The organism is Microbacterium sp. K2, assembly GCF_051365005.1.
Lineage (GTDB): Bacteria > Actinomycetota > Actinomycetes > Actinomycetales > Microbacteriaceae > Microbacterium > Microbacterium foliorum_B.
This window is the reverse complement of the sequence record NZ_JBLWII010000006.1, coordinates 106789-126129: the sequence shown is the minus strand read 5'-3', so window position 1 is coordinate 126129 and position 19341 is coordinate 106789. Positions and strand designations below refer to the sequence as shown.

Here is a 19341-nt window from a genome sequence, read left to right as displayed (position 1 = left end):
TGTCAGTCGGCCACGGCACTGCGGTAGCGCCGCGGCTTGCCCTCGCCCAGCTCGATCAGGCGCTCGACTTGCTGCAGGTCGAGCTCGACCCCGAGCAGCGCGTGCAGAGCCGAGCGGATGCCGGGCTCGTCTCCGCCGACGATGACGGCGTGCACGCGACCGGCGGCATCCTGGTCGATCGACCACCCCTGCGCACCGTGTGCCTGCAGATGCTGCGTGAGCTCGACACAGGGCACGAGTGTGCCGTCGCCGGCCCGGAACCGCGTGTTCTCTCGCCCCTCGAGATCGGCGATCCCCACCGCCCCGCCATCGAGGTGCACCAGGCGCCCGTAGTCGCCCGTGCGGTACCTCACGAGTGGCAGCAGAGGGTTCTCTCCCGCTGTCACGACGATCTCGCCCATCGCTCCCGGCGGCAGCGCGACCTCGCGTCGGGGATCCCACACCTCGACGTGCACGCGGCGATCGAGCACTCGGAATGGCCCGTCGTCGCTGCGCGCGGCGATCGGGCGCGTCTCGTGCAGCCCGTACACGTCGATCACGGGGCACTCGAACGCGGCCTCGAGTCGTGCGCGCAGCCCGGCCGACAGCGCCATCGCACCGGAGAAGATCACGGCGGGATGCAGCACCGAGTCGAGTCCGGCGTCGAGCAGCTCGGCGAGGCTGGTGGGGTGACCGCTGAGGATCTGCGGATCCGCCTCGGTCAGGAATCGGGAGCGGGCGTCGAGACCGCTCCACGACGTCGGATGCAGGTTGAGCCGTGCCATCGCCCGGTGCGCGAAGCTCGAGATCACCGATACGTAGGTGAAGGCCTGCCGCTGGAAGACGAGGTTCGCCACCGCCATCCGCTCGCCGTCACTCGTCACGGTGGCACCCGCAGACGCCGCGAGCGCGACGAGCAGGTGGAACCCGCGCGCGACCTCCTCGACGTCATCGGGGATGAGCAGGGCTGCACCGGTCGAGCCGGAGCTCGTGCCGTGCAGCATCCGGGAGAGATCCGCATCGAGCGGCACGAACGCCGCGAGGTCGTCGACGAGGTCCGCCCGCGAGATCGTGGGGAAGTCATCGAGCGTGGAATCGGACGGCATTCCGCGGTAGCGCAGCGTGCGTCGTGCGGCGGCGAGATGGTCGGTCAGCCAGTCGTCGGTCGAGAGCGGATGCCGCACCCGCTGCACCTGTTCGGCGGTGAGGCGGTCGCCCGTGGCGTGCGTCCAGTGCGGGGCATCAGGATGCTCTCGCCAGTGGTTCAGCCGAGCACTGCCTGCGGCGTCGAGCGTCGGCCAGCGCTCGGCATCGGAGAGCACCGCGGCCTCCCCCGGTGCGTACTCGGCGAGCACGAGCGCCCCTCGGAGATCGGGGTCACTCACTGGAGTACCGCGCAGCCGCCTCCTTGCGGCGCGCCTCTGCGAGCTTGCGAGCGATCTCGGCCCGGTGCCGGTGCCCCTCGAACGCATCGGCGAGCGCCCGGTTGCGGGCGAGCGAGTCGCAGGCCGCCAGCAGCGAGGCGGCGGTCGCGGCATCCTCGCCCGCCGGGAGGAACCCGCACCAGAGCAGGAAGGTGCGTGCGGCTTCGGTGCGTCGTTCATCGTCCGAGGTCCAGTCCGACGGCGACGCGACCGGGGCGACGCGCAGAGCGAGTGCATCGACCGCAAGGCCGGCCCACCCGCTCGCGAGCGCCGGCTCGAGCGGCTCGATGACGCCTTCGCTGGCGACGAGCCACAGTCCGATCGCGGCACCCTGGCGCACACGCGGGTCGTCGTCGAATCTCGACGCGACGACCTGCCCGCCCAGGACGTCTCCGGCGAGCGCTCGCAGCGAGATGCGCTCGTCGAGGAACTCCTGCGGGATGCGGGAGATCCGCGCGGCGACGGACTCGAGTGACGGCCCCGGTCTCGCGCGAGCCCACGCCTCGGCCTCGCCGTCTGAGCGCTCGCTCCACGCGGCGAGCAGCGACTCGGTGTCAGCCATGCAGCGCCGCCGCGAGTGCCGCGCACGCAGCGGGTGCCTCGGCCATCGTCCGGAGGTACACCACGTCGTAGCCGTCGCGTTCGGCGAGCGTCGCGACCTGGTGTCGGGGGTCCATGAGCACGAGCGTACCCGTCGTGAGCACCTCGCGAACGGCCCTGGCGACGCCGGCGTACGGCTCATTGCCCACCCCGAACATCGATACGAGTCCGTCATCCGACAGCACCACCACGTGACGAGGTGCGTCTTCTCCTGCCGCAGGAAGACCGGCGTACCTGGCGGAGTAGAGGTCGAGCGGGAACGACGTGGACCGACCGAAGAACAGCGAGATCGCGGCGATGATCTCGGACGGATCGCGGCCGAAGCGCGGCATCCCCGCCACGTCGCCGGCTCCCGAGAAGCTGGTCACCCTGACCCGACCGCCGCCGCGGAGGATCGAGAGCGCGAGGATCGTGCCCGCGAGCACCGCGGGCGAGCCCTGCCGCGGATGCGTCATGGAGCCCGAGGAGTCGATGTAGAGGTCGAGTTCGAGACTCGTCTCCTCCACGAGGGGTTCGTCATCGAGCTCGGAGCGCCGGCGTGTGGTGACACCGGGAATCACGGTGCCCGAGCGCATCGTCAGCGGCCAGTCGAGGTCGGCGAGCGCATCCCCCACCTCCCACAGCTCGTCAGGACCGGGGATGCCGCCCATCGGCGCTGCGGGTGCAGGGCGCGTGTACGGGCGCACCCACCTGGCCGCCTCGTTGCGGTACCAGGCGGCGAGCACGGCATCCTCACCGCTCTCGCTGTACAGCGCGAGCGTCCGCGCGATCGTCAGACGCTGGCCGTCCTTTCGCGACCCCGCATTCGACACCTCTTCTGCGGCGTCCTCGCCATCGGGGTCGAGCACCACGCCCGGGTGCCGCGGCAGGTCGTCTCGCAGACGCTGGTCGGCGAGGATGCGACCGAGTTCCTCGGCCGTCGCCGGTGCGCCATCGACACCGCATCCGCTGACCGGCTCTCGGGCGCCACTCTGAGCGGCCCCCTCCAGCTCGGCCAGGTACGGCGCGGCGATCACGCCGAACCGGGCGGCACCCGAGACCGGGTCGGTGACGAAGGTGCGCACGGTGTCGGCGATGAGCACGGCGTCCACTCCGGGGTTGGTGGCGGTCGCGCCGGCGAGCTCGGCGGCCACCCGCGCGCTCTCGGCCTGCGCCGCACGCAGCAGGCGCTCCTTCTCGCGGTGCTTCTCGGGGATCCGACTCAGCGGCACGAGGGAGGTCTGTGCGAGAGTCCTGGCCGGCCGCGGCGGCGGCTCGAGCGCGCACAGGGTGCCGGAGGGCAGCTGCCACAGCAGCTCGTATGCCCGGCAGTACACCCACCACAGCCGGTCGGTGCTTCCCTGGGGCGCCGGGTAGAGGGCACGGCCGAGACGCACGATGCCGAGGTCGCGAGTGGCGGTGGCCGCGCTCCCCGGCTCGGCGCGCTGCAGCTGCGCGAGGCGCGTGTTGACCAGCAGATCGCTCCACAGGTTCGACAGTCGTCGTGCTCCCTCTCCCGGGTTGGAGCGCAGCGACACGGCGCCGATCGCCTTGGCCATCTGATGGTCGATCTTGAGCGCATCGATCCGGGTGCTGGGGGCGAGCACATGGTGGCCGATCTCGTGGGCAAACATGCTCCACAGCTCATCGGCCAGGCCGCGCTCGGCGAGGTAGTGAGGGTCGACGGTCACCGACGGCGGGAACGAGAACCAGGCCGGTGCGCCGTGCTCACCGGCGGCTCCCGGGCGCACCGCCGGATCGTCGAGCCGCACCCGCCACAGAGCCAGCGCGCGCTCCCACGCCGCGCGGGCGTCGTCGCTGAGGGGCACCGGATCGGCAGGAGCCTTCACTCCTGCTCCCTGACGTGCACCCACGCGAGATGCGTGTCCGGTCCGATGACGATGCTCACCCCGTCGTCGCGGGAGCGCTCCGTGCTCGGCGCCTCGGAGAGCACGGAGAGCCGCGCACCCCAGACATCGCTGTCGAGTCGCCACCACGAGCCCGCGACCAGGAGGGCGAAGGCTCCGGCACCCGCCAGGGTCTCGACGCGCTCGGGGGGCCGGATCCACGCTCCTCCGATTCCACGGAACCCACCGACGGCGAGCACATACCCGCGCTGATCGACGCGACCGGGCCACCAGAATCGATCCGTCTGCTGGCGACGCCGGAACTCGTCGAGCACATCGACGCCGACTCCGAGCGTCGCCGCGGCGGCCAGACGCTGCTCGGGTGTGTCGAGATGCCCGAGGCGAGCGAGTGCGTCATCGCGCAGACCGAGAGCACCCGAGCGCCACGCGGCGATCGCGACGAGATCGAGCGCCCGGTCGCGATCGGTCACCGCTGCAGGATCCTGCTCCACTCCCGCGGCGAGCGCTCTGGCGAACAGGAGCGGATCACCGTGGGCGCCACGCACCGAGGCCGACGCCAGCGCGGTGTCGAGCCCGGCGGCGGAGAGATCGGGCAGCTGTGCGGGAGGGAACGGCGCCGGGGCATTCGCCAGCTGCACGGGGACGCGATTCACCCGCGCAGCTCCTGCCAGCGCACGTAGGCCGTGTACCGCTGATGCAGATACTTCAGCGCGATCACGTCGTCGAAGTCACGTCCGTACAGCTTGCCCACCGTCGCGATCCGGCGCAGCTGGGCCTCGACGGTGGTTATGCGTCGAGATGCCTCGAGCGCCGGGAGGCCGTCGAGCCCGCGGTCGAACTCGGCGAGCAGGGCGGCGACCGCATCGTCGGCGTCGCGCCCGAGCGCGTCGTACTGACGGCACGACTGCGTGAACAGGTCGGCCAGCCAGCTCACCGTGTCTGTGCTGAGCTCGCGCTCCGCCCCGACATCGAACCGAGGATGAGTGGCGTTCGGCAGCAGTTTTCCTCGGAGCACGAACGGCAGCACAGCCGCGACGTCATCGAGCTCGACCGCATCGGCACCCCGGAACCACGCGATCGCCTTGGCGTAGATGATGAGCGTCTGCAGGGCGCGCACCGACAGGCCGTTGCGGGTCTGCGCGCCGAGGTCGATCTCGAGGTCGGCGCCGCTGTTCGCCTCGATCACCTCGCCGACCCGGCCGCCGGCCGTGGTCACCACGTCCTTCGTGCGGTACTCGAAGCGGCGTCCGCCGTGCTGCACGAACTCGAAGTGACTGAGGAAGAATCGCAGGCGCTCGCGCACGGCATCCGGAATCGGCACCGCGCGGATCTGTGCGCGCATCTCGGTCTGCTCGGCAGAATCGAACGTCAGCTCGGCGGGCACATGCTCTTCGGGCTTCTCCCCCGCCTCGATGCGCGTGATCAGCTCGTCGAAGAATCGGCTGTTGAATCCGGCCGCCTGCACCGTGACGTCCATCCGGTCGCGGAGGGCCTGGATGACGGGGAAGGTACCGCCGCCCGCGTCGTCGTTGGCCGTGAAGAACCAGCTCTCCACCCCGCCGTCCGGCGCGGTGCGGCGCATCTGGTCGTGGCTCTCGACATACCCCTCGGCCACCATCGTCAGCAGCGCCGACTGGGTCTTGGTGGGGATGCGGTTGTACTCGTCGATGATCTTGACCGGCAGCCCGAGCCACTCGCGCCAGGCGATGCGGATGTCGGCGAGACGCTCGGCGGCGACCAGGTCGCGAGGAAGCGGGATGCCGACGAGATCGCTCACCGTCAGCTGCGGCTGTCCCTGCTGCACGCTTCGCCGCACATCGTCGGAGGCGGTACCGGCGAGTACGCCCATGAGCACGGCGACGGTGGTCTTGCCTCGCCCCGGTCCACCGATGAGCAGGCACTTGCCGCCGACCGCGAACGTGAGCAGCGGCACGAGGACGTTCGACGAGAACGACGCCTGCGTCGGGAGCGACACCGCGGCCCCGGCATCCCCCAGCCCGATCGACAGCGGCTCTGCGTGCGAGAACTCCATGTCGTAGTAGGGCGAGATCACCGCACGGTTGACGATCCAGTAGTAGACCTGGCGCAGCTTCTCATCCAGCGGCACGGCAGTGCGCGCGGCCGGGCGGAAGAGATCCTCGGCTGTCAGAGACTCGACGCCGTGGCCGCTGCCGGGGTTCGTGGGTGATGCGGACACTCGGTTCCAGCGGTCGGGCATGCGATCATCCTAACGATGTCGATCGGGCGTCCTGCTGGAGCGCCCGCTGCTCATCTAGGGGCCGCGCCTCGAGCGGAACAGCGAAGCGCAGATGCTCGATGAGGAGAGGCTCGAGAGCGGATGCCGCGGCGTCGACCCGCGTCGGGACATCGCCGCGCACCTCGAGCCACGGCACGTCCTGCGCGGCGAGCACGTCGCGGAAGCGCTGCTGCATGTCGTGGCGGATGTGCTCGCCGTCGCGCAGGCCATCCTGCTCGAACGGGATCTCGTCGCCCGTGAGCACGTAGAGGAGCGGCGGGTGCGCCGCGGCTGCCTCATGCAGGCGCGTCGCCACCGCGCCGACGTAGCGTTCGTGCCACAGGGCCGTCGCGAGCACGTCGGTGTCGCACACGAGCACCGGCACCGGCACCTGCCTGAGCGCCTGCTGCTCGAGTGCGACCTGCCGGTCGACGATGAGGTCGAACTCGTCGCTGCGCCACGGCGCGGTCAGCCCGCCGTCGCGGATCACGGAGTGCTCGCGTCCGTATTCGGGCACCCAGAGCGTGCCCAGACGTTCAGCCAGCGCTTCGGCGAGAGTCGTCGACCCGGTGGACTCCGCCCCCAGCACCACCACCCGCGCTGTCAGCCACGCGCGCACGGCCGGCGCGAGCTCATGCCAGTTACCGGCGACATCGGCACGGATCGCCGTACCGGAGACGGGATTGATCCGCCGCCCCTCGTCGACCTGCACCCAGCGCGCATCGAGGCGCCTGGCCAGCTCGCCGCCATACGAGTCGCACGAGAACACCTTGTCGACAGGACCGTCGAGCAGGGAGGCGATCAGCGCCATGTGCTCGTCCCACGCCGCCTCCGACTCGAAGTCGACCGGAGCGTCGTCCATCGCTGCGACGACGCGCACTCCCGGGTGCGACTCACGGATCCAGCCCGCTCGCACCGCCAACGGGATCGACTCGACCGACGCACCCAGCACCTGCACCGTGACCCGGTCGCTCTCTCGCTGCGCCTGACGGATCAGGTGCGAATGCCCGCTGTGGAAGGGATAGAACTTGCCGAGGACGAGGCCGTGTCCACTCATGCGCGTCGCCTCACCCTCGCGCGGGCGCCATGACCGCGGAGGTCTCTCGGTCGGCGGCCGCCGCCTGACGCCACGAGCGGTAGCCGATCACGCACAGGGCGATGAAGAGCACGTACAGCGCGGCGATGACCCAGAGCCCCGCGGCGATCGAGAGACCGACGAAGGCGATGTCGACCAGGATCCACACGAACCAGTTCTCGATCCATTTGCGGTTCAGCATGTACTGCGCCACGAGACTCGCGGCGGTGGTCGCCGCATCGGCGATCGCGACCTGCGAGTCGGTGAACGTCATGAGCACCCACACCAGCACGGCCGTGCCGGCGACTGCGGCGAGCGCCAGCCAGGGCCACGCGCGACGAGGCGTGTTCACGACGTAGGTGCGACTCTGCTCTGCGCCACGGGTCCACCGCCACCACCCGTGCAGTCCCATAAGCAGGTAGACGACCTGCAGCACCGAGGTCGCATAGAGTCCCGCGCCGATGAACACGACGAACAGCACCACGTTGTTGGCGATGCCGATCGGGTAGTTCCAGACGTTGCGGCGGCCGGCGAGCCAGACGCAGATCGCGCCCGTGACGAAACCGAGAACCTGAGGCCACTCGGCCTGGAGCCACTCGAGCACGGGCCGCTACAGTTCGACGCCGAGCAGCACGGGCTCCGGCTGCAGCACGAGCCCGAACTCCGCGTGGACTCGGCTCTGGATGAAGCGGGCGAGCTCAGACACCTCGGCCGCCGTGGCGCCGCCCCGGTTGGTGAGGGCGAGAGCGTGCTTGGTCGAGACCGATGCGCGTGACCTCGGCAGCTTGAAGCCCTTGCGGATTCCGGCCTGCTCGATCAGCCAGGCGGCGCTCACCTTCACGTCTGGCGCCTCCGGCTTCGCAGCGGGCACGTAGCCTTCGTACGACGCGAGCGGGATCACCGTGACGGTGTCGAGGTCGGGGGTCACCGGCCACCGCGGGCACTCGGGCGGCAGGGCGCGGGCGACGACCTCGGGCACGATCGCATTCTGGAAGAACGAGCCGACGCCATGCGTGTCGGGGTCGTTCTCGTCGAGCAGCATCCCCTTCGACGCGCGCGTGGCGAGGATCCGCTCGCGCACCCAGGTGAGCGGCACAGGGGCGTCCGAGTCGAGACCCAGCGCCCTGCGCAGCTGCTCGCCGCGGACGACGCGCTCTTCGGCGACGAGGAGATCGACCGTGACCGACAGGATGACGGCGCGGCGCTGCGGCACGCTGCCGTAGTGGTGCTTGAGCACAGAGGTTCGGAATCCGAGTCCGAGCTCGGATGCCGGAACGACCGACACCTCGCCCGTCGCCTCGTCGATCAGCTCGACTTCGACCAGGGTCTCCTGGATCTCCTGACCGTAGGCACCGATGTTCTGCACGGGTGAGGCGCCGACGGTGCCGGGGATGCCGCTCATCGCCTCGAGCCCGGCATAGCCGTGCTCGACGGCGTATGCGACGAGATCGTCCCAGCCGTGACCCGCCTGCACCCGAAGCCGGATGCGTCCGGCGTGCGGCGACGGGAGCTCCTCGATGCCTCGGGTGAGGATGCGGATGACGGTGCCCTCGAACGAGTCGTCACCGACGAACAGGTTGGAGCCGCCGCCGAGGACGAACCACTCGTCACCGCGAGACCACACGTCGGTGAGCGCATCGATCAGTTCGGCGGAGGTCGACGCCTCGAGCATGCGCTCGGGGGCCCCACCTGTGCGGAGGGTCGTCAGCGACGCCAGCTCGAGCGGTTCGACCTCGTTCACCACGCCGTCCCCCATCAGGCGACGACGCGCAGCTGCGCCTTGACGAGCACCGTCGTCTCGCCGAACGTGACCTTGAGGTCGATGCGCGTCGATTCCTCATCGACGGCGCCGACGGTGGCGGCGACGTGAAGGTCGGCTCCGTCTGCGGGGTCGACCACGACCGGCTTGGTGAATCGCACGCCGTAGTCGATGATCCGCGCGCCCGGCTCGAGAGCCGCGACGACCACCGACGAGGCGATGCCCATCGTGAGCATGCCGTGCGCGAGGACGCCCGGAAGGCCCACCTCGGCGGCGATGTCGTCACGGTAGTGGATCGGGTTGAAGTCGCCCGATGCTCCTGCGTAGCGCACGAGCGACTCGCGGGTGATGTGCACCGTGCGCTCTGCGACGATGTCTCCGACAGCGAACGGCATCACTCTGCTCCTTCTTCGGCGCCGACGAGCAGCACGCTCGTGGCGGTGACGACGTGCTCGCCGGCGGCATCCGTGATCTCGGCTGCGCTGGTGATCATGGCGTTGCCGCCCATCATGCGGATCGCGGTCACACGCAGCTTTCCGGTGAGCTCGTCGCCCGCGACGATCGGTCGGGAGTAGGTGAACTTCTGCTCGGCGTGGATGGTGCGCGCCAGCACGATGCCCGAGTCGGGCTCGGCGAGCAGCTGCTGCAGCGTGAGGTCTTGGATGACCATCGCGAAGGTCGGCGGCGCCACGACATCGGTGAAACCGGCCGCACGCGCGGCCTCGACGTCGGTGTGCTGCGGAGCGTCCGCGAAGACAGCGCGCGCGAACTCGCGCACCTTCTCTCGGCCGACGAGGTAGGGGGACGTCGGCGGGAACTCCCGGCCGAGAAGATCTTGGTTCACTGCCACCCCTCGATCCTACCGAGGGGCGGCGACAGCGCCGACCTCAGTCCTTCTTCTTGCGCCCCTTGATCGCCTTCATCGCCATCTGCACCGCGATGACCACGAGGTATGCCGCGAACAGCATGTTTCCCACGGTCGGGTCGATCAGCGTGGCGAGCCACGCACCGAGCGCGGTGGTCGTGCAGGCGGAGACTCCGACGATCGCCGCGGCGAGCAGGTCGACGTTGCGGTTGCGCAGGTTGCCGACCGTGCCCGAGATCGCGGTGGGGATCATCATGAGCAGCGACGTGCCCTTGGCGACGAGATCGCTCGTGCCGAACGCGAGCATCAGGATCGGCACGACGATCACACCGCCGCCGACCCCGATGAGCCCTGCGAGGATGCCGGTGGCCACGCCCACCACCACGAGGGCGAGCCCGTTGAGCAGCTGCAGCTCGAATTCCGCGTCGCGCGACGGCACGACCAGGAACAGGCTCACGATGACGACCACGAGGAAGCCGACGAAGAACCAGCGCAGCACCGTCTGCGAGATCTTCGGCAGCATCCGGGTGCCGATCTGCGCGCCGACGACGGAGCCCGCTGCGAGGATCAACGCGGGGATCCAGGCGACCGAGTCGTTGATCGCGTACGAGATGACGCCGACCGTCGCCGTCGGGACGATCGCCGCGAGCGACGTGCCGGCGCCGAGCCGCTGATTGAAGTGCAGGAAGAGCACGAGCAGCGGAACGATCACCGTGCCACCCCCGACGCCGAAGAGGCCGGAGAGGAGGCCTGCGATCAGGCCGATGCCGATGAATGCCGTGTAGGCGCGAGGCCCTCTGCTCAGGGTCTCTGCATCAGTCACCGGATCAGCCTACTCGCAAGCTCGCTCCCCTCTTCGCTCCGCGCTGCGGACGGCCGGGGTCCTGACTCCCGGCGCGAAGGAGCCCTGGGACTCGGTCTCCTCCTGTGCGACACTGGATCGCATCAGACGGCGTCGTCGATGACCCGGATCGAAGGAGATCTCATGGTGCGCAGCTCTTATCCCGATGTCCAGATCCCGGCGGTCTCGATCCACGACTTCCTGTTCGGCGACGTCGAGGAGGGCGGCCTCGATGCGGTCGCGATCGTCGACGGCATCAGCGGTTCGACCACGACCTATCGGCAGCTGATCGCGCAGATCGACCTGTTCGCCGGGGCCCTCGCCGCACGCGGAGTGGGCGTCGGGACCAAGGTAGGTGTCCTGTGCCCCAACATCCCCGCATTCGCGACCGTCTTCCACGGCATCCTCCGCGCGGGGGCGACGGCGACCACGATCAACTCCCTCTACACGCCCGATGAGATCGCGAATCAGCTGACGGATGCCGAGGCGACGTGGCTCATCACCGTCTCACCGCTGCTCCCCGGGGCGAGCGCGGCCGCAGCCGCGGTGGGTCTCGACGACGACCACGTGATCGTCCTCGACGGCGCAGACGGGCATCCGTCGCTTCCCGCCCTGCTCGGAGAGGGCCGCACCGCCCCCGCGGTGAGCTTCGACCCGGCGACGCATCTCGCCGTGCTTCCCTATTCCTCCGGGACCACCGGCCGCCCCAAAGGCGTCATGCTCACGCACCGCAATCTGATCGCCAATGTCAGCCAGTGCCGCTCCACGATCTCCCTCGGCGACGACGACCGCGTGCTCGCCGTCCTGCCGTTCTTCCACATCTACGGCATGACGGTGCTGCTGAACTTCGCGCTGCGCCAGCGCGCAGCCCTGGTCACGATGCCACGGTTCGACCTCACGGATTTCCTCCGCGTCGTCCAGGAGCACCGGACCAGCTGGGTCTTCATCGCGCCGCCGATCGCCGTCGCCCTCGCGAAGCACCCGCTCGTCGACCAATACGACACCTCGGCGATCAAGGTCATCTTCTCGGGTGCCGCGCCCCTCGACGGCACTCTCGCATCGGCGGTGGCGACCCGCCTCGGCTGCACGGTGTGCCAGGGATACGGCATGACCGAGACGAGTCCGGTCACCCATGCGATCCCCTACGACCGACCGGACATCGATCGCTCGTCCGTGGGCATGCTGCTCGCCAACACCGAGGCGCGGCTCGTCGCAGAAGACGGCACCGATGTCGCCGCACCGGATGACGGTGCGAGCGAACCGGGCGAACTGCTGATCCGTGGCCCCCAGGTGATGGCCGGCTATCTGAACAGGCCCGATGCCACGGCCGAGATGCTCGACGCCGACGGCTGGCTGCACACCGGCGACGTCGCGACCGTGACGCACGACGGCATCTTCCGCATCGTCGATCGTCTCAAGGAGCTCATCAAGTACAAGGGCTACCAGGTGGCACCGGCAGTGCTCGAGGCGGTCCTGCTCGAGCATCCGTCCATCGCCGATGCAGCGGTCATCGGCGCGCCCGACGCCGACGGGCAAGAGGTGCCGAAGGCGTTCGTGGTGGTGCAGCCGGGATCGCAGCTCGACGCGGATGCCGTGATGGCACACGTCGCCGCGCACGTCGCACCTCACGAGAAGGTGCGCCAGGTCGAGTTCATCGACGCGATTCCGAAATCGGCATCCGGGAAGATACTCCGCAAGGATCTGCGCTCGCGCTGACTCGGGCGTCGCAGCAACGATGAAGCCCGCCGTCCCTGTCGGGGCGGCGGGCTTCATCGTACGAGCGAGGTGCTTACTCGGACTTCTTCTCGACAGCGTCCTCGGCGGCAGCCTCGGCTGCCTCTCCCTCGGCCTGCGACTCGGCGCCGGCGTCGGTGGTCTCCTCGACGGGAGCCTCCTCAGCGGGAGCCTCCTCGACGACCTCGGCGGGCTTCTCAGCCTTGGCAGCCTTCTTGGTGGACTTCGCCTTGGGAGCGACGGGCTCGAGAACGAGCTCGATCACTGCCATGGGGGCGTTGTCACCCTTGCGGTTGCCGACCTTCGTGATGCGGGTGTAGCCGCCCTCACGGTCTGCGACGAGCGGGGCGATCTCGGTGAAGAGCACGTGTCCGGCGTCCTTGTTGGAACGCAGCACGGTCATCGCACGACGACGAGCGTGCAGGTCGCCGCGCTTGCCGAGCGTGATGAGACGCTCCGCGAGCGGACGCAGGCGCTTGGCCTTGGTCTCGGTCGTCTTGATCGACTTGTGGATGAAGAGCTGTGCCGCCATGTTGGCAAGCAGCAGGCGCTCGTGTGCGGGGCCGCCTCCGAGGCGGGGACCCTTAGTGGGCTTGGGCATAATCGTCTAGCTCCTGGTCAGAAAGGTCGGGTTTCAGAAGGACTCGTCTTCGCTGCCGCCGTAGAAGTGGGCGCCGTCGAAACCGGGCACCGAATCCTTGAGCGACAGACCGAGCGAGATGAGCTTGTCGCGCACCTCGTCGACCGACTTCTGGCCGAAATTGCGGATGTTCATGAGCTGCGTCTCCGACAGGGCGACGAGCTCCGAAACAGTGTTGATGCCCTCACGCTTCAGGCAGTTGTACGAGCGGACCGAGAGGTCGAGGTCCTCGATCGGCATCGACAGCTCGCTGGAGTTGACTGCCTCCACCGGTGCCGGGCCGATCTCGATGCCCTCAGCCTCGACGTTCAGCTCGCGGGCGAGACCGAACAGCTCGGTGAGCGTCTTCGCAGCCGAAGCGACGGCGTCACGCGGGCTGATGGCGGACTTGGTCTCGACGTCGAGGACGAGCTTGTCGAAGTCGGTGCGCTCACCCGCACGGGTGGCGTCGACGCGGTAGCTGACCTTGAGCACCGGCGAGTAGATCGAGTCGATCGGGATCTGACCGGCCTCGGCGTACTCGTTGCGGTTCTGCGTCGCCGAGACGTAGCCACGGCCACGCTCGATCGTGAGCTCGAGCTCGAACTTCGCGGTCTCATTGAGCGTCGCGATGACGAGCTCGGGGTTCTGGACCTCGACACCGGCCGGAGCCGAGATGTCAGCGGCGGTCACTTCGCCCGAACCGGTCTTGCGCAGGTAAGCGGTGATGGGCTCGTCGCGCTCCGACGAGACCACGAGCTGCTTGATGTTGAGGATGATCTCGGTGACATCCTCCTTCACGCCGGGGATGGTGCTGAACTCGTGCAGCACGCCGTCGATGCGAACGCTGGTGACCGCGGCGCCGGGGATCGACGACAGCAGGCTGCGACGAAGCGCATTGCCGATCGTGTATCCGAAGCCGGGCTCCAGAGGCTCGATGATGAACCGGCTACGGTTCTCGACGATCTTTTCCTCGGTCAGTGTGGGACGCTGTGCAATAAGCACTCTGTGTTCCTTTCGATCACATGCCCGCTATATGACATGTGGTGGGGTGAGGTTTTGAGTTTTGGGAGTCGATGCCCGCGCTGGCGGGCGTCGAGCCGCTCGACCCCGAAGGGCCGAGCGGCTCAACAAGCCGGTTCAGACGCGGCGACGCTTCGGCGGGCGGCAACCGTTGTGCGCCTGCGGGGTGACGTCCTGGATCGAGCCGACCTCGAGGCCGGCGGCCGTCAGCGAACGGATCGCGGTCTCGCGACCCGAGCCCGGTCCCTTGACGAAGACGTCGACCTTCTTGACGCCGTGCTCCTGCGCCTGACGGGCAGCCGACTCGGCGGCCAGACCAGCGGCGTAGGGGGTCGACTTGCGCGAGCCCTTGAAGCCCACGCCACCCGACGATGCCCAGCTGATGACAGCGCCGGACGGGTCGGTGATCGAAACGATGGTGTTGTTGAACGTCGACTTGATGTGGGCATGGCCCAGCGCGATGTTCTTCTTTTCCTTGCGGCGCGGCTTGCGCGCGGCGGCCTTGGGTGCAGCCATGAAAGTGTTCTCCTAGTCCCTGGGGGCCGCGCTTAGCGGGCCTTCTTCTTGCCTGCGACGGTGCGCTTCGGGCCCTTGCGGGTACGGGCGTTGGTCTTGGTGCGCTGACCACGGACCGGGAGGCCACGACGGTGGCGGACGCCCTCGTAGGAGCCGATCTCGACCTTGCGGCGGATGTCTGCGGCGACCTCGCGGCGCAGGTCACCCTCCACCTTGTAGTTGCCTTCGATGTAGTCGCGGAGGATGATCAGCTGCTCATCGCTGAGGTCCTTCACGCGGATGCTCTCGTCGATCTCCGTAGCCTTGAGGATCTCGACCGAGCGGGTACGGCCGACGCCGTAGATGTAGGTAAGGGCGATCACCACGCGCTTATCGCGCGGGATGTCAACGCCGGCAAGACGTGCCATGCGGTTCTCCTGAGATTGGTAGAGGTGTGGAGCAGGATCGGTGCTCGGGCCTCTGTCCCGAGGTGTCCTCCACTCGCGTGGAATCTGATCCTGCCGTTGTGTGTATTGAGTTGTGAGTCAGATCCGAAGAGTCCGCCGGCATGGCCGGCGGGCACTCAGCCCTGGCGCTGCTTGTGGCGCGGGTTGCTCTTGCAGATGACCATGACGCGGCCGTGACGGCGGATCACCTTGCAGTGATCGCACATGGGCTTGACGCTGGGGTTGACCTTCATGATGTTTCCTATTCGCTGTCTTCACCGGGCAGGCTGAGTGCCTGGGGTGTTACTTCTCGACCGATCAGCGGTAACGGTAGACGATTCGTCCACGGGTCAGGTCGTAGGGGCTGAGCTCCACGACCACACGGTCTTCGGGGATGATGCGGATGTAGTTCTGCCGCATCTTGCCTGAGATCGTTGCAAGGACCTTGTGTCCGTTGGAGAGCTCAACGCGGAACATCGCGTTGGGCAGAGCCTCGGAGATCACGCCCTCGATCTCGATGACACCGTCTTTCTTAGCCATAGCCTCGCTGACGCTTCTGCAGACCGGTCGATCTGCGGTGGGTGATTGGATTGCGGTACTTCTGCCGATTCAGACACGCCGAATCAAGGCGCAAGGCACCAAGGATCTATGTTATCCGACAACGGGAGTTCCGGCAACCTGAGCAGGATGCCGGAACTCGCGTTACGCGAATGATGCGGATCAGCCGAGGATCTTGGCGAACTCGGTGGCGATCTCGCTGTTGTCGATGCGGGTGCCGTTGATCTCGACGGTCGGCGTTCCCGAGATCTCGTGCACCTGCGTCTGCGAGTCGGCGAACTTGTTGTAGGTGCCGTCGGCGATGCAGTCCGCAGCGGCGCCGGCACCGGCCTGCTCGGCGAGAGCGCTGAGCTCGTCGGCGCTGAGCCCGGCGGAGTTCTCCTCCGGCTGGTTCTCGAAGAGCAGGTTGAAGTAGTCGAGGGTCGAGTCGGGGGCCTCGGCGGCGACGCAGTACATCGAGCCGGCCGACAGAGAGGAGAACTCCCCCGTCGTGGAGAGGCGGTTGAGGATCGACACCGGGTGGATGTTCAGCGTGATCTGATTGTCAGCCGCGGCGGCCTGCAGCTGCTCGCCGTAGACATCCTCGAACTGGCCGCACACGGGGCACATGAAGTCGACGTATGTGTCGATCTCATCCTCGCCCGTGCCGAACGAGATCGCGCCGGTCTCCTCGTTGACGATGGTGCTCTCCGGGGCCGTGCCGGGGGCGGTGGCCTGGTTGTTCAGGAACACGACGACGAACGCCAGCACGGCCAGCACGACCACCACTGCCGCCGAGACGCCGATCACGAACCAGTTGGTGTTGCTCTTCGCGGCTGCCATTGCTTTCCGTTTCTGTCGAGGCCCGCCCGTGGCGGGCCCGGCCTGAAGTCTTCGGGTGCATGCGCACCCATACACCCATTCTGCCCGGAGAAACCTATGTACGCGTTGTGATCGCGTGCAGACTCACAGATCCTGCACGCCCTGATGCTGCCGAGAGGTCAGTCGATCGGCGTCGGCGTCACGCCGAAGGGCGCGAGGCCTGCCGCTCCCCCATCGGGTGACGTGAGCACCCAGATGCCGCCGTCGTGCAGGGCGACGCTGTGCTCCCAGTGCGATCCGTCGGTACCGTCGACCGTGGAGACCGTCCAGTCGTCGTCCTCGACGAAGGTCTCGTCGCTGCCGGCGGTCACCATCGGCTCGATCGCCAGCACGAGACCCGGCTTGACCTCTGCCCCCGGATCAGGGGTGCGGTAGTTGAAGACACTCGGTGCCTCGTGCATCTTGCGACCGATGCCGTGTCCGACGTACTCCCGAAGGATTCCGTAGCTCTGGCCCGAGACCGCTGACGGGCCCTGAGCCTCGATGTAACCCTGGATGGCGGCGCCGATGTCACCGAGGTGCGAAGCGGACGCCATGGCGGCGATACCGGCCCACATGGACCCCTCTGTCACGCGCGAGAGCTCCTGCCGCTGCGCGACGAGCTCGGGGCGGGTGTCGTCGGGCACGACCACGGTGATGGCGCTGTCGCCGTTCCATCCCTGGAACTGCGCACCGCAGTCGATCGACACGATGTCGCCCGCCTGCAGGATCCGCTCCCCGGGGATGCCGTGCACGACCTCTTCGTTGACCGAGATGCACGTGGTGTGTCGATAGCCGCGAACCAGCTGGAAGTTCGACTCGGCACCACGGGCCAGGATCACGCGGTTGGCCTCGGCGTCGAGCTCGAGGGTTGTGACCCCCGGCCGGATCAGCGGGCGGACGGCATCCAGTGCTGCGGCCGTGATGAGGCCGGGTTCGACCATCGCACGCAGCTGAGACGCGTTCTTGTAGATCGACTTGCGGAACATCGTGCCGGTGTTCAGGCCGCGAGACGCAGGCCGCGAGCGACGAGAGCCGCGAACACGCGCTCGGTGATCTCGTCGAGCGAGCCGACGCCGTCGATGCGGTCGACGATGCCACGGGGGCCGTAGACCTCGAGGATCGGGGCCGTCTCGTGCTCGTAGATGTCCAGGCGGTGCGCGATGGCCTCGGCGGTGTCGTCCGAACGGCCCTGCTCGGCCGCACGGAGCTTCAACCGCTCGATGCTCTCCTCACGCGGGACGTCGAGCAGGATGACAGCGTCGAGTGATTCGCCGCGACCTGCCAGGAACGCGTCGAGGTGCTCCACCTGAGCCGCGTTCCGGGGATAGCCGTCGAGCAGGAAGCCGTTCTCCGCGTCGTCCTGCGACAGACGATCGCGCACGATCTCGCTGGTCAGCTCGTCGGGAACCAGGTCGCCCTTGTCGAGGATCGCCGTGACCTGCTGGCCGAGCGGCGTGCCCTCTTTGATGTTCGCGCGGAAGATGTCTCCGGTCGAGACGACCGGGATGCCGTACGACTCGGCGATGCGGACACCCTGGGTGCCCTTGCCCGAACCCTGCGGACCGACGATGAGGAGACGAGCTGATCGAGTCATCGGAGGAGCCCTTCGTAGTGACGCTGCTGAAGCTGCGCATCGATCTGCTTGACCGTCTCGAGGCCGACACCCACGATGATGAGGATCGACGCGCCGCCGAACGGGAAGTTCTGGTTGGCTCCCACGGTGGCGAGAGCGATCAGCGGGATCAGCGCGATCAGGCCGAGGTAGATCGAGCCGGGCAGCGTGATGCGGGTGAGCACGTAGTCGAGGTACTCGGCGGTGGGACGACCGGCACGGATGCCGGGGATGAACCCGCCGTACTTCTTCATGTTGTCGGCGACCTCGACCGGGTTGAAGGTGATCGCGACGTAGAAGTACGTGAAGCCGATGATCAGCAGGAAGTAGACCGCCATGTAGATGGGGCTGTTGCCGGTCGTGAAGTTCGCGCTGATCCAGGTGACCCATGCGGCCGGCTCCGAGCCGTCCTGCGGGGTGTTGAACTGCGCGATGAGCGCCGGGATGTAGAGCAGCGACGAAGCGAAGATCACGGGGATCACGCCGGCCATGTTGACCTTGATCGGGATGTAGGTGTTGGTGCCGCCGTAGGTGCGACGACCGACCATGCGCTTGGCGTACTGCACCGGGATGCGGCGCTGCGACTGCTCGACGAACACGACGAGAGCCATGACGATGATTCCGACCAGGAGCACCAGGAGGAAGACCTCGAAGCCCTTGCTCTCCCAGATGAGCCACATCGCGCCGGGGAACGTGGCGGCGATCGAGGTGAAGATGAGCAGCGACATGCCGTTGCCGATGCCGCGCTCGGTGACGAGCTCGGCGAACCACATGATCAGTCCGGTGCCCGCGGTCATCGTCATGATCATGAGCAGCTGCGCCCACCACACGTCGTTGGTGAGGAGGTTCTGGCAGGCGGCGATGTCGGTCGTGCCGAAGAGCTGGCCGCTGCGGGCCACCGTGACGAGCGTGGTCGACTGCAGCAGCGCCAGCGCGATCGTGAGGTAGCGCGTGTACTGGGTCAGGCGGGCCTGACCGGCCTGACCCTCCTTGTGCAGTGCCTCGAAGTGAGGGATGACCACGCGGAGGAGCTGGGTGATGATCGTCGCGGTGATGTACGGCATGACGCCGAGCGCGAAGATCGAAAGTTGGAGGAGCGCGCCACCCGAGAACAGGTTGACGAGCCCTAGGAGTCCCTCTGTCCCGGAGTTCAGCGCGAGGCACTCTTCGACGTTCGGGAAGTTCACGAACGGAGCAGGCACATTCGAGCCGAGCCGATAGATGGCGATGATGGCGAGGGTGAAACCGATCTTCCGACGCAGGTCGGGCGTGCGGAAGATCCGCGCGATGGCGCTAAACAAGGACGTCCTCCTGAAAGGTTGCCGATCCCTGAAGGACGGCTGAAAGAACAGGCTAACCCATAAGAGGGGCCGGAGAATCTCCGA

General features: G+C 67.9%; 22 protein-coding genes. 1 reads left to right on the top strand and 21 read right to left on the bottom strand.

Features of this window, described 5'->3' with window-relative positions; translation table 11 throughout:
• Positions 1 to 2: 2 nt before the first annotated feature.
• Genes ACLKOY_RS15675 through ACLKOY_RS15625 form a run of 11 tightly spaced genes read right to left on the bottom strand, consistent with a single transcriptional unit; the run spans position 3 to position 10608 of the window.
• Complete coding sequence (locus tag ACLKOY_RS15675; protein ID WP_436454463.1) at positions 3 to 1364, bottom strand: AMP-binding protein; 1362 nt, start codon at positions 1362 to 1364, stop codon at positions 3 to 5.
• Entirely contained in the window at positions 1357 to 1965 is a 609-nt protein-coding gene (locus ACLKOY_RS15670; RefSeq protein ID WP_436454462.1) for a phosphohydrolase, read from the bottom strand. Before ACLKOY_RS15670 ends, ACLKOY_RS15675 begins: the two co-directional genes overlap by 8 nt.
• Complete coding sequence (locus ACLKOY_RS15665) at positions 1958 to 3856, bottom strand: vWA domain-containing protein (protein WP_436454461.1); 1899 nt, start codon at positions 3854 to 3856, stop codon at positions 1958 to 1960. Before ACLKOY_RS15665 ends, ACLKOY_RS15670 begins: the two co-directional genes overlap by 8 nt.
• Positions 3829 to 4503 (bottom strand): potassium transporter Kef, encoded by a 675-nt coding sequence (locus ACLKOY_RS15660; RefSeq protein ID WP_436454460.1) that lies wholly within the window; start codon positions 4501 to 4503, stop codon positions 3829 to 3831. The genes ACLKOY_RS15665 and ACLKOY_RS15660 overlap by 28 nt, the downstream gene beginning before the upstream one ends.
• Entirely contained in the window at positions 4500 to 6068 is a 1569-nt protein-coding gene (locus ACLKOY_RS15655; RefSeq protein ID WP_436454459.1) for an AAA family ATPase, read from the bottom strand. The genes ACLKOY_RS15660 and ACLKOY_RS15655 overlap by 4 nt, the downstream gene beginning before the upstream one ends.
• 4 nt (positions 6069 to 6072) lie before the next feature.
• Positions 6073 to 7143, bottom strand: coding sequence for an AAA family ATPase (locus ACLKOY_RS15650; RefSeq protein ID WP_436454458.1), 1071 nt, complete (start codon positions 7141 to 7143; stop codon positions 6073 to 6075).
• A gap of 10 nt (positions 7144 to 7153) precedes the next feature.
• The gene (pnuC, locus tag ACLKOY_RS15645; protein ID WP_436454457.1) at positions 7154 to 7765 is read right to left on the bottom strand and encodes a nicotinamide riboside transporter PnuC; all 612 of its coding nucleotides are present in this window, start codon (positions 7763 to 7765) and stop codon (positions 7154 to 7156) included.
• Between the two features lie 6 nt (positions 7766 to 7771).
• Positions 7772 to 8902: a UDP-N-acetylmuramate dehydrogenase gene (locus tag ACLKOY_RS15640; RefSeq protein ID WP_436454456.1), complete on the bottom strand. Its 1131-nt coding sequence runs from the start codon at positions 8900 to 8902 to the stop codon at positions 7772 to 7774.
• Positions 8903 to 8916: 14 nt separating this feature from the next.
• Positions 8917 to 9315: a MaoC/PaaZ C-terminal domain-containing protein gene (locus ACLKOY_RS15635; RefSeq protein WP_436454455.1), complete on the bottom strand. Its 399-nt coding sequence runs from the start codon at positions 9313 to 9315 to the stop codon at positions 8917 to 8919.
• Positions 9315 to 9770 carry an FAS1-like dehydratase domain-containing protein gene (locus ACLKOY_RS15630; RefSeq protein WP_436454454.1) on the bottom strand — a complete coding sequence of 152 codons (456 nt, stop codon included), beginning with the start codon at positions 9768 to 9770 and terminating at the stop codon, positions 9315 to 9317. Before ACLKOY_RS15630 ends, ACLKOY_RS15635 begins: the two co-directional genes overlap by 1 nt.
• A gap of 37 nt (positions 9771 to 9807) precedes the next feature.
• The gene (locus ACLKOY_RS15625) at positions 9808 to 10608 is read right to left on the bottom strand and encodes a sulfite exporter TauE/SafE family protein (protein ID WP_436454453.1); all 801 of its coding nucleotides are present in this window, start codon (positions 10606 to 10608) and stop codon (positions 9808 to 9810) included.
• A gap of 162 nt (positions 10609 to 10770) precedes the next feature.
• Between ACLKOY_RS15625 and ACLKOY_RS15620 the strand changes: the two genes are divergently transcribed.
• Positions 10771 to 12342, top strand: coding sequence for an AMP-binding protein (locus ACLKOY_RS15620; protein ID WP_436454452.1), 1572 nt, complete (start codon positions 10771 to 10773; stop codon positions 12340 to 12342).
• A gap of 73 nt (positions 12343 to 12415) precedes the next feature.
• Here ACLKOY_RS15620 and rplQ read toward each other — a convergent pair whose 3' ends face one another.
• From rplQ to secY, 10 genes are all read right to left on the bottom strand, one after another.
• On the bottom strand, positions 12416 to 12961 hold the full coding sequence (rplQ, locus tag ACLKOY_RS15615) for a 50S ribosomal protein L17 (RefSeq protein WP_140037881.1): 546 nt from the start codon (positions 12959 to 12961) through the stop codon (positions 12416 to 12418).
• Positions 12962 to 12994: 33 nt separating this feature from the next.
• Positions 12995 to 13984 (bottom strand): DNA-directed RNA polymerase subunit alpha, encoded by a 990-nt coding sequence (locus ACLKOY_RS15610; protein WP_042538798.1) that lies wholly within the window; start codon positions 13982 to 13984, stop codon positions 12995 to 12997.
• Positions 13985 to 14119: 135 nt separating this feature from the next.
• Positions 14120 to 14518 (bottom strand): 30S ribosomal protein S11, encoded by a 399-nt coding sequence (gene rpsK, locus ACLKOY_RS15605; RefSeq protein WP_042538796.1) that lies wholly within the window; start codon positions 14516 to 14518, stop codon positions 14120 to 14122.
• Positions 14519 to 14550: 32 nt separating this feature from the next.
• Positions 14551 to 14925 carry a 30S ribosomal protein S13 gene (rpsM, locus tag ACLKOY_RS15600; protein ID WP_363574723.1) on the bottom strand — a complete coding sequence of 125 codons (375 nt, stop codon included), beginning with the start codon at positions 14923 to 14925 and terminating at the stop codon, positions 14551 to 14553.
• A 155-nt stretch (positions 14926 to 15080) separates the two neighbouring features.
• Complete coding sequence (gene rpmJ / locus ACLKOY_RS15595) at positions 15081 to 15197, bottom strand: 50S ribosomal protein L36 (protein ID WP_033106073.1); 117 nt, start codon at positions 15195 to 15197, stop codon at positions 15081 to 15083.
• A gap of 64 nt (positions 15198 to 15261) precedes the next feature.
• Positions 15262 to 15483: a translation initiation factor IF-1 gene (gene infA / locus ACLKOY_RS15590; protein ID WP_017201569.1), complete on the bottom strand. Its 222-nt coding sequence runs from the start codon at positions 15481 to 15483 to the stop codon at positions 15262 to 15264.
• A 180-nt stretch (positions 15484 to 15663) separates the two neighbouring features.
• Entirely contained in the window at positions 15664 to 16323 is a 660-nt protein-coding gene (locus ACLKOY_RS15585) for a thioredoxin domain-containing protein (RefSeq protein WP_363574721.1), read from the bottom strand.
• A gap of 158 nt (positions 16324 to 16481) precedes the next feature.
• Complete coding sequence (map, locus tag ACLKOY_RS15580; protein WP_436454451.1) at positions 16482 to 17330, bottom strand: type I methionyl aminopeptidase; 849 nt, start codon at positions 17328 to 17330, stop codon at positions 16482 to 16484.
• 11 nt (positions 17331 to 17341) lie between these two features.
• A complete protein-coding gene (locus ACLKOY_RS15575) occupies positions 17342 to 17938 on the bottom strand; it encodes an adenylate kinase (protein ID WP_436454450.1) in 597 nt (198 codons plus the stop codon).
• The gene (gene secY / locus ACLKOY_RS15570; RefSeq protein WP_140037887.1) at positions 17935 to 19257 is read right to left on the bottom strand and encodes a preprotein translocase subunit SecY; all 1323 of its coding nucleotides are present in this window, start codon (positions 19255 to 19257) and stop codon (positions 17935 to 17937) included. Before secY ends, ACLKOY_RS15575 begins: the two co-directional genes overlap by 4 nt.
• Positions 19258 to 19341: the final 84 nt, after the last annotated feature.